Genomic DNA, 12,185 nt, shown 5'->3' on the forward strand with positions numbered 1-12,185 from the left:
ACCTGGCCATGGGCTCACCTGGCCATGGGCTCACCTGGCCATGGGCTCACCTGGCCATGGGCTCACCTGGCCATGGGCTCACCTGGCCATGGGCTCACCTGGCCATGGGCTTACCTGGCCATGGGCTCACCTGGCCGGGCGTCCTGGCCGTGTCGGCCCCGGGCGCCGGGTCGGGTGGCTGCTGAGCCCCGCAGCCGCCCGGGCCGGTGCCCGGTGCGTTCCTCGTACCTCCTGTCCTCCTCGTGTCTCAGCTCGGCGGCAGTGGTTGCCACAGGCAGCCGCAGTCCGGGTGTCCTCGGAGCCGCAGGCGGCGGGGCATGCCGTCGCCTGCGGAGATCTCGCACCAGCCGTCGACGCTCGGCGGTCGGCCGCCGTCCAGGTACACCTGGACGTGCAGTGCCGCCAGGCCGGCGACGGCCGTGGCCAGGGCCGTGTCGCAGGCCGGGGTGCGGGCCCGGCCCGGGCCGTCGTCCGCGAGCTGGGCGAGGACCCGTGGCCAGGCGGCGTCCTCGTCCTCCCGGCGCAGCACCAGGCAGTGCCCGCAGGCCGACCGCCCGGGGATCACCAGCGGCCCGACGATGCCGAACTCCTCGACCACGCCCACGTACAGGTGCGGCACTCCGGCCCGGAGCAGCAGCCGGGCCTCGTACGTCCCGCCCGCGAAGGCCGCGCTGCCGTCCCGGGGTGCGAGGACCACGAAGTCGGGCGGTGGGTCGTCGCTCTTGGGCCGGGGCACCGGGGCCAGTGGGCGGCCGGTCGCGCGTTGCACCGCCTCGCGGGCGACCGTCGAGCGCAGCCGCCCGATGTCCGAGGGCGGCAGTCCGGCGGGGGAGCAGTCGTCGGGCCGGACCCGCCCGCTGTCGGCCACGGTGACGGTGCCGGCGCCGCCGGCCGCGAGCACGGTCGCCACGGCCGCGCCGACCCGGCCCGCGCCGCGCACCTCGATCCTGGACCTGGCGCGCCGGACCAGGACGGCCGGTGCGGCGCCCGGTCCGGAGTGGACCAGGGAGAGCGAGGCGAGGTCGGGCCCGAGGATGTCCTGGTGGGGCCGGGGGAAGTGCGACAGTGCCCGGCCGGTCGCCTCCGCGTCGTCGAGCAGCCCGGTCTCCTGCAGTTCGCTCAGCAGGGTGTCGGTGGGCTCGCGGCCGAGTCCGATCCGTTCGCCGGCGGAGAGGAGCTCGGGTCGTTCGCGCGTCCCGTCGAGCAGGTCGAGGAACTCGCACAGCGTCTTGTCGGCGTTGCCGAGCACCCCGGCGAACCGGGTGACGGTGCCGAACTGCAGGGTCTCGGAGTCCCGCCAGCTGCGGGACAGCGCGGGCTTGAGCATGAGGCGCACGGTGGTCTCCCTTCCGATCGTTTCCGGACGGCTGACCGCAGCATGCCCCATGGCGGCGGGGGCGTGCGGAAAGTTATCCACAGGCCCGGGCGCATGATCACACCATCTGTTCGGAGGCCCTGTGGATAACTGCCCATCCTTTCTGGCGTCGGTTTCCGGACACCCCTCGTCGGCCTTTCGTTCCCGATCGCTCCATGAAAGATTTCGGCCACGGCACCGGACTTCTGTCAGTGGTACCGGGTAACGTCGTGTGCCATGGCAGCCGAGCGGGACTCCCATCCACCGGCGTCGCGTCGGCGTGCCCGTGCAGCGTCCGGGTCGCAGATGGCGGCGCCGAGTACGCGCGGGCGCCCGGACGAGAAGCAGCGCGAGAAGCCGCACGACAAGCAGCAGGCGAGGCCGCAGCACCCGCCCGCCGGGGCGGTGCCCCCGGAGGCGCACGACCGCAGCCGGGTCGAGGTGCGGCGCAGCGCCCGGCGCAGCCGGACGGTCTCCGCCTACCGCGAGGGCGACCGCACCGTCGTGCTGATCCCGGCCCGGATGTCGCACGCCGAGGAGCAGCGCTGGGTCACGCAGATGCTGGAGAAGCTCGCGGCCCAGGAGCGTCGGCGGGTCCTCGGGGACGACGCCCTGATGGCACGGGCCCGGGAGCTGTCGGCGGCCTATCTGGAGGGCCGGGCCCAGCCGGTGCAGGTCCGCTGGGTGACCAACCAGAATTCGCGCTGGGGCTCGTGCACTCCCAGCGAGGGGACGATCCGGCTGTCGCACCGGCTGCAGGGCATGCCGGAGTACGTGCTGGACTACGTGCTGCTGCACGAGTTGGCGCACCTGCTGGTTCCGGACCACGGTCCGGCGTTCTGGGCGCTGCTGGAGGCCTATCCGCGGACGGAGCGGGCGCGCGGCTACTTGGAGGGTGTGGTGTCGGCGGCCCGGCTGCCGCACATCCCGGGGGCCCGGCACGGTGCGCCGGGGCCGGGGCCGGGGTCGGATCCGGGGGCTTCCTGCGGGTGAGGGCGGACGGCGAGAGGGGGCGCGGACCGTACGGTCCGCGCCCCCTCTTCGTGTCGCGCTTCGATCGGTCAGGCGGTCAGGCGGTCAGGCGGTCAGTGCCCGGGCCCGGGCGACGAGGTCGCGCACCGAGTGGTCGGTCAGCTCCGGCAGCCGGTCGTAGTCGAACCAGCGCAGGTCCAGCGACTCCTCGCTGATCAGCGCCTGCGCCCCGGCCGGGGCCACCGCGATGTACTGGACGTCCAGGTGGGTGTTCTCCGGCCGGTCCTTGCCGGTGCAGCGGACCTGGTGGCGGTCCAGCTTGGCGGGGACGGGCACGCCGTCCTGGCGCAGCAGGGTGAGGTCGGGGATGCCGGACTCCTCGACGGCCTCGCGCAGGGCGGCGGAGGCGAGGTCGGCGTCGCCCGGCTCGCAGTGCCCGCCCATCTGCAGCCAGATCCCGACCTTGGGGTGCAGGGTGAGCAGCACCCGCCCGGCGGCGGGGTCGACGACCGCCGCGCTCGCGGTGATGTGGGCGGGCAGGCAGGACCGGTAGAGGCCCTCGGGCTGCTCGGCGAGGTGCGCGAGGTAGTCGAGGCGCAGCTGTTCCTGGTCCCGCTCGGCGGGCCGCCAGTCGGTCAGGGTGCGGACGGCGTCCGCGTGGAGGGTGGACGTACCCGTCCCGGTGGCCGTCATGCGGTGGGCTCGCCCTTTCCGTCGGTGCCGTCCTGGTCGCCCTTCGGAGCGTCGTTCTGCGGAGCGTCGCCCTTGGGCGGGTCGTTCTTGGTGAGGTCGGGCTTGCCGGCCGCGGCCTCGCCGAGCAGCTTGTCGAGGGCGTCGAAGTCGAAGCCGCCCTCCAGGTCGCCGCTGCCGCGGTGCACGAAGGCGTCCGGGTCGTCCAGGTCGGCGGCGGTGGGCAGCATGTCGGGGTGCTCCCAGAGCGCGTCGCGGCCCTCGACGCCGCGGGCGTCGGCGAGCAGCGCCCAGAGCCGGGCGGCGTCGCGCAGGCGGCGCGGGCGCAGTTCCAGGCCGACCAGGGTGGCGAAGGTCTGTTCGGCGGGCCCGCCGGCGGCGCGGCGGCGGCGGACGGTCTCGCGCAGCGCGCCGGCCTGTGGCAGGTGGGGCTCGGCGGCGGCGTGCACGACGGCGTCGACCCAGCCCTCGACCAGGGCGAGGGCGGTCTCCAGGCGGGCCAGGGCGGCCTTCTGCGCGGGGGTGTCCTCGGGCTGGAGGAGGCCGCCGGCCAGGGCTTCCTGGAGGGCTTCCGGGTTGCTCGGGTCGAGCTGGCCGACGAGTTCCTCCATGCGGGAGGTGTCGACCTTGATGCCGCGCGCGTAGGCCTCGACGGCGCCCAGCAGGTGGGCCCGCAGCCACGGGACGTGGGCGAAGAGGCGTTGGTGGGCGGCCTCGCGCAGGGCGAGGTAGAGCCGGACCTCGTCGGCGGGAACGTTCAGGCCCTCGCCGAACTCGGCGACGTTCTGCGGGAGCAGGGCGGCCTTGCCGGCCGGGGCGAGCGGCAGGCCGACGTCGGTGGAGCCGACGACCTCACCGGCGAGGGCGCCGAGCGCCTGGCCGATCTGGGTGCCGAACATGGCGCCGCCCATGGAGCGCATCATGCCCATCAGCGGGCCGGCCATGGCCTGCATCTCCTCGGGCAGGACGCCGCCCATGGCGTTGCCGACCCGCTCGGCGACCGGGTCGACGAGGTCCTTCCAGACCGGGAGGGTGGCCTCGATCCACTCGGCGCGGCTCCAGGCGACGGCGGTGCCGGCGCCGGAGGGGAACTCGGTGACGCCGTCGAGCCAGAGGTCGGCCAGGCGCACGGCCTCGACGACGGCGGAGCGTTCGGCGTCGCCGACCGAGCGGTCCTTGCTCTTGCCCTCGGCGGGTTCGGCGACGACGCTCTGCCGGGCGATGTTCTGGGCGAGTTCCCAGTTCACCGGGCCGCCCTCGAAGGAGAGCATCTGGCCGAGCTGCTGGAAGGCGGCACCGAGGTCGCCGGGGTTCATGCCGCCGAACATGGCGGCGAAGGGGTTGTCGGCTCCGGCGCCGCCGGGGCCGCCCGGGGTGCCGGGCAGGCCGAACATCGCGCCGAAGGGGTTGCCGGCTCCGAAGCCGAACGGCTGGGGGCCGCCGGTGCCTTCCTGGCCCTGCTCCTTCTTCTTCTGCGCGTCGTCGGGCTTGGCCTTGCCGTCCTCGGGCTCCTCGGGGGGAACGCCGAATCCGAAGGGAAGGTCGCTCACGGGGTCCTCGATCCGGTCGGCCGTCATACGGGTGTGGCGGGCAGTGCGGTCCGCCCGGGGCTCCGGTGGAGCGGGGGACTCGTGGGCGGCTCCCGAGGGCCAGGCCCGCGCCGGGTGCACCGCCGGGCCTTCGCCTCGGGCAGGATGGACGTACGTGACACACGTCCGTACGCACATAAGCTAACCGTGGAGGATGGCCGGGGAGTTCCCCGCCTTCGGACGTTCGCTCTGGGCTGACCGCTGGAGAGGACGATCCGGACGCCACGGCGTCGCCGCCTCCAGCCTACGGCGGGCGGCCGTTGACCGTGGCCGTGACCGGTGCCGCGGGGGTGCTGGGCGAGCGGGTCGCCGCCCGGCTGGTGGCCTCCCCGCACGTGCGCAGGGTGCTGGCGGTGGACGACCGGCGCGGTGAGGTCCCGGGCGTGCAGTGGCGCGTCCTGGACGTGCGGGACCCCGCGGTGGCCGAGCGGCTGGCCGGGGTCGACGTGGTGGTGCACCTGGCGATGGACTTCGGCATGGAGTCCGATCCGCGGGCCCGCAGCGCCTACAACGTGCGCGGCGCCCAGACGGTGCTGACCGCGGCCGCGGCCGCCGGGGTGCACCGGGTGGTGCTGTGCACCTCCGCGATGGTCTACGGCGCGCTGGCCGACAACGAGGTGCCGCTGGCCGAGGACTCGGAGCTGCGGGCGACCGAGGAGGCCTCGCTGGTCGGGGACCTGCTGGAGATCGAGCGGCTGGCCCGGCGGGCGCCGCGCGCCCACCCGGGGCTGCAGGTGACGGTGCTGCGCCCGGCCGTGGTGGTGGGCCCCGGTGTGGACACCGTGCTGACCCGGCACTTCGAGGCGCCCCGGCTGCTGGTGGTGGCCGGTTCGCGTCCGTGCTGGCAGTTCTGCCACGTGGACGACCTGGCGGCGGCGCTGGAGTACGCGGCGCTGGGCCTGGTGGAGGGCGAGGTGACGGTCGGCTGTGACGGCTGGCTGGAGCAGGAGGACGTGGAGCGGCTGTCGGGGATCCGGCGGATGGAGCTTCCGGCCGCGCTGGCGCTCGGCACCGCGGCGCGGCTGCACCGGCTGGGGCTGACCCCGGCGCCGGCGGGCGACCTGGCGTACACGATGTACCCGTGGGTGGTGTCCGGGAGCAGGCTGCACGAGGCGGGCTGGCGTCCGGAGTTCACCAACGAGCAGGTACTGGCCGAGCTGCTGGCGCAGGTGTCGGGCAAGCACGCGGTGGCGGGGCGCCGGCTGGGCGGCAAGGAGGCCGCGACCAGTCTGGGGGCGGCCGGGGCGACGGTGGCGCTGGTCGGCACGGCGGCGCTGGTGCGCCGGGCCCGCAAGCGGCGCCGTTTCTGAGTCGGCACCCGCTGGGGGCGCCCGGCGGGCGCCGTTTCTCACGATGCGAAATTTCGGAATCGTGATGCGGAAGCCCCTTGCCCCGATCGGCCCCCGATGGGGAATCATGGGGTCATGTCCGAGAACCACGACCCCATCCGGCTGCTCGCCGTCCGCGACACCCCGCTCTCGCTGGACGAGGTGTACGAGGCGGTCGGCGACGACGCGGCCGGCGGCACCACCGTCTTCGTCGGGACGGTCCGGGACCACGACGGCGGCAAGTCGGTCTCCGCGCTGGAGTACAGCTGCCACCCCACCGCCGAGGCGGAGATGCGCCGGATCGCCGAGAAGGTCGTCGCCGACTTCCCGGTGCGGGCCCTCGCCGCGGTGCACCGGGTGGGCCGGCTGGAGATCACCGACAAGGCCGTGATCGTCGCCGTCTCCTGCGCCCACCGCGGGGAGGCCTTCGCGGCCGCCCGCCGGCTGATCGACGACCTCAAGCACGAGGTGCCGATCTGGAAGCACCAGGTCTTCGCCGACGGCGAGGAGGAGTGGGTCGGCGCCGGGGGCTGCTGACCGGGCTCCCGGCCCCGGGGGCTGCTGACCGGACTCCCGGCCCCGGGGGCTTCTGACCGGACTCCCGTTCCCGGGGCGGTGGGCGGCCGCCCGTCCGCGCGGACGCGGTGCAACCGCCCGCACACGGAGCACGTCCTTCGGGTCAGGCGCGCCGCGGCCTCACCCGAACGGGTCCGGCCGGGGGCGCCGGATACTCCCTGGAAGTGAGCCGATCGGCCGTCCCGTAACCCGGATGGCGCCGGCCGCGTTGTCCGCCGGGGTGGTTAATCTGCTCATAGACCCGAGGAGCTGGGAGTACTGACATGGGTGCGCTCGCCTGGCTGATCATTCCGGTTGTCGCCGTCCTGGTCGCGGCCGCGTGGGCGGGGTGGGCCCAGCGGGCCCCGAGGGCCACCGGCGACCCGGCCTCGCTCGCCGAGCACCGGCGCTTCATGGCCGCGATGGAACGGACCACCGCGGGCTCCGCCGCCCCCGGGGAGGGTTCCGGCCGGTAGCCCGGCGGGCGCCGCGTCACGGGCGTCCCGTACTGTCGAGGCATGCCACGCCGCTCCGCGACGATGCTCGCTGCCACCCTGCTGCTCATAGCGCTGCTCTGCGTCTCGGTGCTGATGAAGGTGCCGTACACGGAGATGAGCCCGGGCCCGACGTACAACACGCTCGGCGAGCAGGGGGGCAAGCCGGTGATCACCATCACCGGCCACGACTCGTACCGGACGAGCGGCCACCTCAACATGACCACCGTCCAGGTCACCGGGGCCAAGTACGAGCCCAGCCTGGTCAACGCGGTGATCGGCTGGATGCGCGACGACGTGCTGGTGGTGCCGCACGACAACGTCTACCCCAAGGGGCAGTCGGACGCCGACGCCAAGAAGCAGAACGCCGAGGAGTTCGCCTCCTCCGAGGACAGCGCCCGCACCGCCGCGCTCAAGCAGCTGGGCGTCCCGGTCGGCAACGAGCTGATCGTGAAGTCGGTCACCGCGGGGGCCCCGGCCGAGGGCCGGCTGCACGCGGGCGACCAGATCGTCGCGGTGGACGGCGCCGCCGTCGACTCGGTGGACCAGGTGGTCGCCGCCGTCACCAAGCACAAGCCCGGTGAGTCGGTGGTCTTCACCGTGGTGCCGCGGGCCAAGGACACCTCCGGCAACGGCTCCGCCACCCCGGGGACGAGGACCGACGTCACCGTGCCGACCGTCCGGGCCAAGGACCTCGACCCGAAGGCGCCGGCCGAGCGGGCCGAGCTCGCGGTGGTCGGCATCGGCACCGGGATCCGGCACACCTACCCGTTCCAGATCGACATCGGCCTGCAGGACGTCGGCGGCCCGAGCGCCGGGCTGATGTTCTCGCTCGGCATCATCGACAAGCTCACCCCGGGCGGCGACCTCACCGGCGGCAAGTTCGTCGCGGGCACCGGCACCATCGACGACGACGGCAAGGTCGGCCCGATCGGCGGGATATCGATGAAGCTGATCGCCGCCCGGGACGCCGGGGCCGAGTACTTCCTCACCCCCGCCTCGAACTGCGCCGAGGCCACCAAGAACGTGCCGTCCGGGCTGACCCTGATCAAGACGGACACCCTGGACGGCGCGCTCAAGTCGCTGGAGCAGATCCGCTCCGGGCAGGCCTCGGCGCTGCCGTCCTGCCCCCGCTAGGGCCTGTCCGGCGGATCTTGCCAGGCGCGCGACGCCGGGCATCCCGCCTGGACGCACGCCCGAATCGCCCAAGTACGTCCAGTACGAGGCCGACTCGGGCGCACGCCCAGCCGGGCGCCCAACGCCGCGCGCTGATCTGCCAAGATCCGCCGGACAGGCCCTAGGCGGGCCCTGGGCGGGGGCGGGAACCGGCGTCAGGAGAAGGTCGCCAGCAGCGCTTCGGTCAGGCTGGGCACCAGGTCCGGGCCGGTCAGCACCTCGCGGGCGACGTCCTTGGAGCGCAGCCGCAGGGCGATCTCCTTCTTGCCGTCGCGCAGCACCGCGGCGGTGATCCGCACCTCCTCGCGCTTGGGGTGGTTGGCCACCCACTCGGCGAGCTGGGCGTCGCTGGCACCGCGCGGGCGGGACTGCTCGGCGCCCGGCGGCAGCATCAGCCGCTCGACCACCAGGGCGCAGCCGGCCACCGCGGCGGGCCAGGCGATGGTGCCGAGGAACTTGTCGAGCTCCATGCCGGCCGGGAGTTCGTCCTGCTCGACCGGGGTGAGGCCGGGCTCGTCGCTGTCGGCGAGGCCGAGCTGCTTGGCGATGCGCGGGTCGGCCTTGCGCAGGGCGGCGCTGTCCACCAGGGCGAACAGTCGGGCCGGGAGGTCCCAGCCGAGGGTGGCGGCGTACTCGTCGATCTCCAGCGCGGCCCGGGTGAGGGGGGTGGCGGCGGGGAGCTTGGAGACGTCGTCGGGGGAGTTGTTCAGATCAGGCGCGTCGGACATGACTCAATCCTCACACGCCGGGCGGCGCCCGCTCGCCGGGGCGGTCCCGGGGGCCCGGGGCGGGGTGTCCGGGCGGGGCGGCGGGGGGTTGCGGGCGAACGGTGTCGTAACCGTCTGCTAACGGTGGGAACTCGGTCGAAGACTGGTTAAGTTGCTCTGACGACCGACCGATTCCAGACGACACAGCTGAGGTGCCACCGTGGTATTCCAGATGCCGGAACGCTCAGGGCCGGGTTTCCGGCGGAGGGTGGGCCCGCCCTCCCGGCGGGCGCGGGTGGCCCTGCTGACCCTGGGCGTACTCGCGGTGCTGTTCCTGTTGTTCGTCATGTTCGCCGGGTTCTGGACGGACTGGCTGTGGTTCAGGTCGGTGCGCTACTCCTCGGTGTTCACCACCCAGCTGTGGACGAAGGTCGGGCTGTTCGGGGTCTTCGGCCTGCTGATGGCGGTGATCGTCGGCTTCAACGTGTGGCTGGCGCACCGGCTGCGGCCGCCGCTGTCGGCGATGTCGGTGGAGCAGCAGAGCCTGGACCGCTACCGGGCGGGCCTGGCGCCGTTCAAGCGCTGGGCGCTGATCGGGGTCTCGCTGGTGATCGGCCTGGTGGCGGGCGCGGCGGCGTCCGGCCAGTGGCGGACCTGGCTGATGTGGACGAACGCGACGTCCTTCGGTGAGAAGGACGCCCAGTTCGGCATGGACGTCTCGTTCTACGCCTTCGACCTGCCGTTCTACGAGTTCGTGCTGGGCTTCGCGTTCAGCGCGGTGATCGTCTCGCTGCTGACCTCGGCGCTGGTGCACTACCTGTACGGGGGGCTGCGGCTGCAGGGCCCGGGCCGGCGGGCGAGTGCGGGCGCTCAGGGGCACCTGGCGGTGCTGCTGGGCGTGTTCGTGCTGTTGAAGGCGGTGGCGTACTGGCTGGACCGGTACGCGCTGGCGGTGAAGACCGGCTCCTACAAGGGGGTCTCGGGCTGGACCGGCCTGCGCTACGTGGACGCCAACGCGTTCCTGCCGGCGAAGACGATCCTGTTCTTCGTCGCGATCATCTGCGCGGTGCTGTTCTTCCTGACGCCGATCCGCCGCACCTGGGCGCCGGCCCTGATCGGGCTGGGGCTGATGGTGCTGTCGGCGGTGCTGATCGGCGGGCTGTACCCGGCGATCGTGCAGCAGTTCCAGGTCAAGCCGAACGAGCAGGCCAAGGAGACGCCGTACATCCAGAAGAACATCGACGCGACCCGGCAGGCGTACGGGATCGCGGACGCGCAGACCACCCCGTACAGCCCGCAGGGCTCGACCACGGGTGACGCGTTGAAGCCGGACGCGCAGACCATCGCGGACGTGCGGCTGCTGGACCCGAACATCGTGTCGCAGACGTTCCAGTCGCTGGAGCAGCAGCGCAACTACTACGCGTTCCCGAGCACCCTCTCGGTGGACCGCTACAGCACGCCCACGGGCAAGCAGGACACCGTGATCGGCCTGCGCGAGCTGGACCTCAACGGGGTGCAGCGGAACTGGATCAACGACCACTTCAAGTACACCCACGGCTACGGCGCGGCGCTGGCCAAGGGCAACCAGGTCGACGACAAGGGCGGGCCGGTGTTCACCGAGTCCGGCCTGCCGGCCACCGGTGCGCTGGGCGACTACGAGCAGCGGATCTACTACGGCGAGAAGACGACGACGTACTCGATCGTCGGCGGCTCGAACAAGGAGATCGACTACACCGACGTCAAGACCGGTCAGAACGTGGAGTACACGTACACCGGTGACAGCGGTGTCTCGCTGGACAACCCGATCACCCGGGCCGCGTACGCGGTGCGCTTCGCCGAGCCGCAGATGCTGTACGCGGGGGCGATCACCGACGGCGCCAAGGTGATCTACAACCGGACGCCCAAGGAGCGGGTGGAGAAGGTCGCGCCGTGGCTGTCGATCGACGCCGACCCGTACCCGGTGGTGCAGGACGGCCACGTGGTGTGGGTCGTGGACGGCTACACCACCTCGGACGGCTTCCCGTTCTCGTCGAAGACGACGCTGGGCACGGCGACCAAGGACTCGCTGACCAACCAGCGCGGTGAGCTGCTGACCGCCGCCAACCAGGTCAACTACATCCGCAACTCGGTCAAGGCCACGGTGGACGCCTACACCGGCGAGGTGAAGCTCTACCAGTGGGACGAGAAGGACCCGGTCCTCAAGACCTGGATGAAGGCCTTCCCGGGCACCGTGGAGCCGAAGTCGGACATCCCGGCGACGCTGCTGCCGCACCTGCGCTACCCGCAGGACATGTTCAAGGTGCAGCGCGACCTGCTCGGCCAGTACCACGTGACGGACGCCAACTCCTTCTTCAACGGCAGTGACATCTGGCAGGTCCCGGTGGACCCGACCAGTGACACCAAGCAGGTCCAGCCGCCGTACTACGTGACGGTGCGGATGCCGGACGCCCAGGCCGCGAGCTTCTCGCTGACCAGCACCTTCGTGCCCAACCAGCGGCCGAACCTGGCGGCCTTCATGGCCGTCAACGCGGACCCGGGCGAGGACTACGGGAAGATCCGCATCCTCAAGATGACCGGCGAGAGCGGCGCCCCCGGCCCCGGCCTGGTGCAGTCGAAGTTCAACTCCCGCCAGGAGGTGGCGAACCAGATCTTCGCGTTGAAGAGCGGCGGCGACACCGAGCTGGAGTACGGCAACCTGCTGACCCTGCCGGTCGGCGGCGGGCTGTTGAACGTCGAGCCGGTGTACGTGCGCGGGCGCGGCGCCAAGTACCCGACGCTGCAGAAGGTCCTGGCGGTGTACGGGGACGACAACGTGGCGTTCGAGAACACCCTGGACGACGCGCTGCGCAAGCTGTTCGCCGGGCAGGCCCCGCCGGCCACGCCGGTGGCGCCGTCCAGCCAGGGCGGGGCGACGCCGGGCACCGGGACGTCCCCGGGCACCGGGACGACGCCCGGCGGCGCCGGCACGCCGACTCCGACGCCCACCGCGCCGGGCACCCCGGCGCCGGGCGGGACGATCTCGCCGGAGCTCCAGCGGGCGCTCGGGGACGCGGAGAAGGCGTACAACGACAGCCAGACCGCGTTCAAGAACGGCGACTGGGTGGCGTACGGCAACGCCCAGAAGGCGCTCGGCGACGCCTTGAAGGCGGCCGAGGCGGCCCGGGCGGGCGGCCAGGCACCGGCGCCGACGGCGACGCCGACCGGCTCGGGGGCGGCCAGTCCGCACCCCTAGGGCCTGTCCGGCGGATCTTGGCAGATCAGCGCGCGGCGTTGGGCGCCCGGCTGGGCGTGCGCCCGAGTCGGCCTCGTACTGGACGTAC

The 12,185-nt window shown here is 73.0% G+C and carries 10 protein-coding genes; 6 read left to right on the forward strand and 4 right to left on the reverse strand.

All coding sequences use genetic code 11. The features are described from left to right. Positions 1 to 247 precede the first annotated feature (247 nt). Positions 248 to 1,327 carry a ThiF family adenylyltransferase gene (locus tag ACFXOZ_RS40410; RefSeq protein WP_380530044.1) on the reverse strand — a complete coding sequence of 360 codons (1,080 nt, stop codon included), beginning with the start codon at positions 1,325 to 1,327 and terminating at the stop codon, positions 248 to 250. A gap of 333 nt (positions 1,328 to 1,660) precedes the next feature. On the opposite strand from ACFXOZ_RS40410, the gene ACFXOZ_RS40415 reads away from it, so the two are divergent. Beyond that, the gene (locus ACFXOZ_RS40415) at positions 1,661 to 2,347 is read left to right on the forward strand and encodes a M48 family metallopeptidase (RefSeq protein WP_380530032.1); all 687 of its coding nucleotides are present in this window, start codon (positions 1,661 to 1,663) and stop codon (positions 2,345 to 2,347) included. 84 nt (positions 2,348 to 2,431) lie between these two features. Here the strand turns inward: ACFXOZ_RS40415 and ACFXOZ_RS40420 are convergent, their stop codons facing one another. Together ACFXOZ_RS40420 and ACFXOZ_RS40425 are read right to left on the reverse strand one after the other, a co-directional pair. Continuing rightward, a complete protein-coding gene (locus ACFXOZ_RS40420) occupies positions 2,432 to 3,019 on the reverse strand; it encodes an NUDIX hydrolase (protein WP_380530034.1) in 588 nt (195 codons plus the stop codon). After that, positions 3,016 to 4,566, reverse strand: a complete 1,551-nt coding sequence (locus ACFXOZ_RS40425) for a zinc-dependent metalloprotease (RefSeq protein WP_375894172.1) — start codon at positions 4,564 to 4,566, stop codon at positions 3,016 to 3,018. The genes ACFXOZ_RS40420 and ACFXOZ_RS40425 overlap by 4 nt, the downstream gene beginning before the upstream one ends. A gap of 233 nt (positions 4,567 to 4,799) precedes the next feature. Between ACFXOZ_RS40425 and ACFXOZ_RS40430 the strand changes: the two genes are divergently transcribed. The 4 genes from ACFXOZ_RS40430 to ACFXOZ_RS40445 all read left to right on the forward strand — a co-directional run bounded on the left by ACFXOZ_RS40430 (position 4,800) and on the right by ACFXOZ_RS40445 (position 8,119). Further along, entirely contained in the window at positions 4,800 to 5,915 is a 1,116-nt protein-coding gene (locus ACFXOZ_RS40430) for an NAD-dependent epimerase/dehydratase family protein (protein ID WP_380595032.1), read from the forward strand. 114 nt (positions 5,916 to 6,029) lie between these two features. Continuing rightward, on the forward strand, positions 6,030 to 6,470 hold the full coding sequence (locus ACFXOZ_RS40435; RefSeq protein ID WP_375894168.1) for a molybdenum cofactor biosynthesis protein MoaE: 441 nt from the start codon (positions 6,030 to 6,032) through the stop codon (positions 6,468 to 6,470). Between the two features lie 302 nt (positions 6,471 to 6,772). Continuing rightward, the gene (locus tag ACFXOZ_RS40440) at positions 6,773 to 6,964 is read left to right on the forward strand and encodes a hypothetical protein (RefSeq protein WP_375894165.1); all 192 of its coding nucleotides are present in this window, start codon (positions 6,773 to 6,775) and stop codon (positions 6,962 to 6,964) included. A gap of 42 nt (positions 6,965 to 7,006) precedes the next feature. Further along, entirely contained in the window at positions 7,007 to 8,119 is a 1,113-nt protein-coding gene (locus tag ACFXOZ_RS40445) for a PDZ domain-containing protein (RefSeq protein WP_375894162.1), read from the forward strand. Positions 8,120 to 8,313: 194 nt separating this feature from the next. On the opposite strand, the gene ACFXOZ_RS40450 is transcribed toward ACFXOZ_RS40445, so the two are convergent. Then, positions 8,314 to 8,886 (reverse strand): PPA1309 family protein, encoded by a 573-nt coding sequence (locus ACFXOZ_RS40450; RefSeq protein WP_380595030.1) that lies wholly within the window; start codon positions 8,884 to 8,886, stop codon positions 8,314 to 8,316. A gap of 211 nt (positions 8,887 to 9,097) precedes the next feature. On the opposite strand from ACFXOZ_RS40450, the gene ACFXOZ_RS40455 reads away from it, so the two are divergent. Next, complete coding sequence (locus tag ACFXOZ_RS40455) at positions 9,098 to 12,097, forward strand: UPF0182 family protein (protein WP_375894156.1); 3,000 nt, start codon at positions 9,098 to 9,100, stop codon at positions 12,095 to 12,097. Positions 12,098 to 12,185: the final 88 nt, after the last annotated feature.

Source organism: Kitasatospora sp. NPDC059160, from assembly GCF_042755465.1.
GTDB lineage: Bacteria > Actinomycetota > Actinomycetes > Streptomycetales > Streptomycetaceae > Kitasatospora.

Excerpts from the sequence above, each read along its gene's own strand:
- ACFXOZ_RS40450 (WP_380595030.1), bottom strand. The coding sequence starts at position 8,886 with ATGTCCGACGCGCCTGATCTGAACAACTCCCCCGACGACGTCTCCAAG.
- ACFXOZ_RS40445 (WP_375894162.1), top strand. The coding sequence starts at position 7,007 with ATGCCACGCCGCTCCGCGACGATGCTCGCTGCCACCCTGCTGCTCATA.
- ACFXOZ_RS40410 (WP_380530044.1), bottom strand. The coding sequence starts at position 1,327 with ATGCTCAAGCCCGCGCTGTCCCGCAGCTGGCGGGACTCCGAGACCCTG.
- ACFXOZ_RS40440 (WP_375894165.1), top strand. The coding sequence starts at position 6,773 with ATGGGTGCGCTCGCCTGGCTGATCATTCCGGTTGTCGCCGTCCTGGTC.
- ACFXOZ_RS40455 (WP_375894156.1), top strand. The coding sequence starts at position 9,098 with ATGCCGGAACGCTCAGGGCCGGGTTTCCGGCGGAGGGTGGGCCCGCCC.
- ACFXOZ_RS40415 (WP_380530032.1), top strand. The coding sequence starts at position 1,661 with ATGGCGGCGCCGAGTACGCGCGGGCGCCCGGACGAGAAGCAGCGCGAG.
- ACFXOZ_RS40435 (WP_375894168.1), top strand. The coding sequence starts at position 6,030 with ATGTCCGAGAACCACGACCCCATCCGGCTGCTCGCCGTCCGCGACACC.
- ACFXOZ_RS40420 (WP_380530034.1), bottom strand. The coding sequence starts at position 3,019 with ATGACGGCCACCGGGACGGGTACGTCCACCCTCCACGCGGACGCCGTC.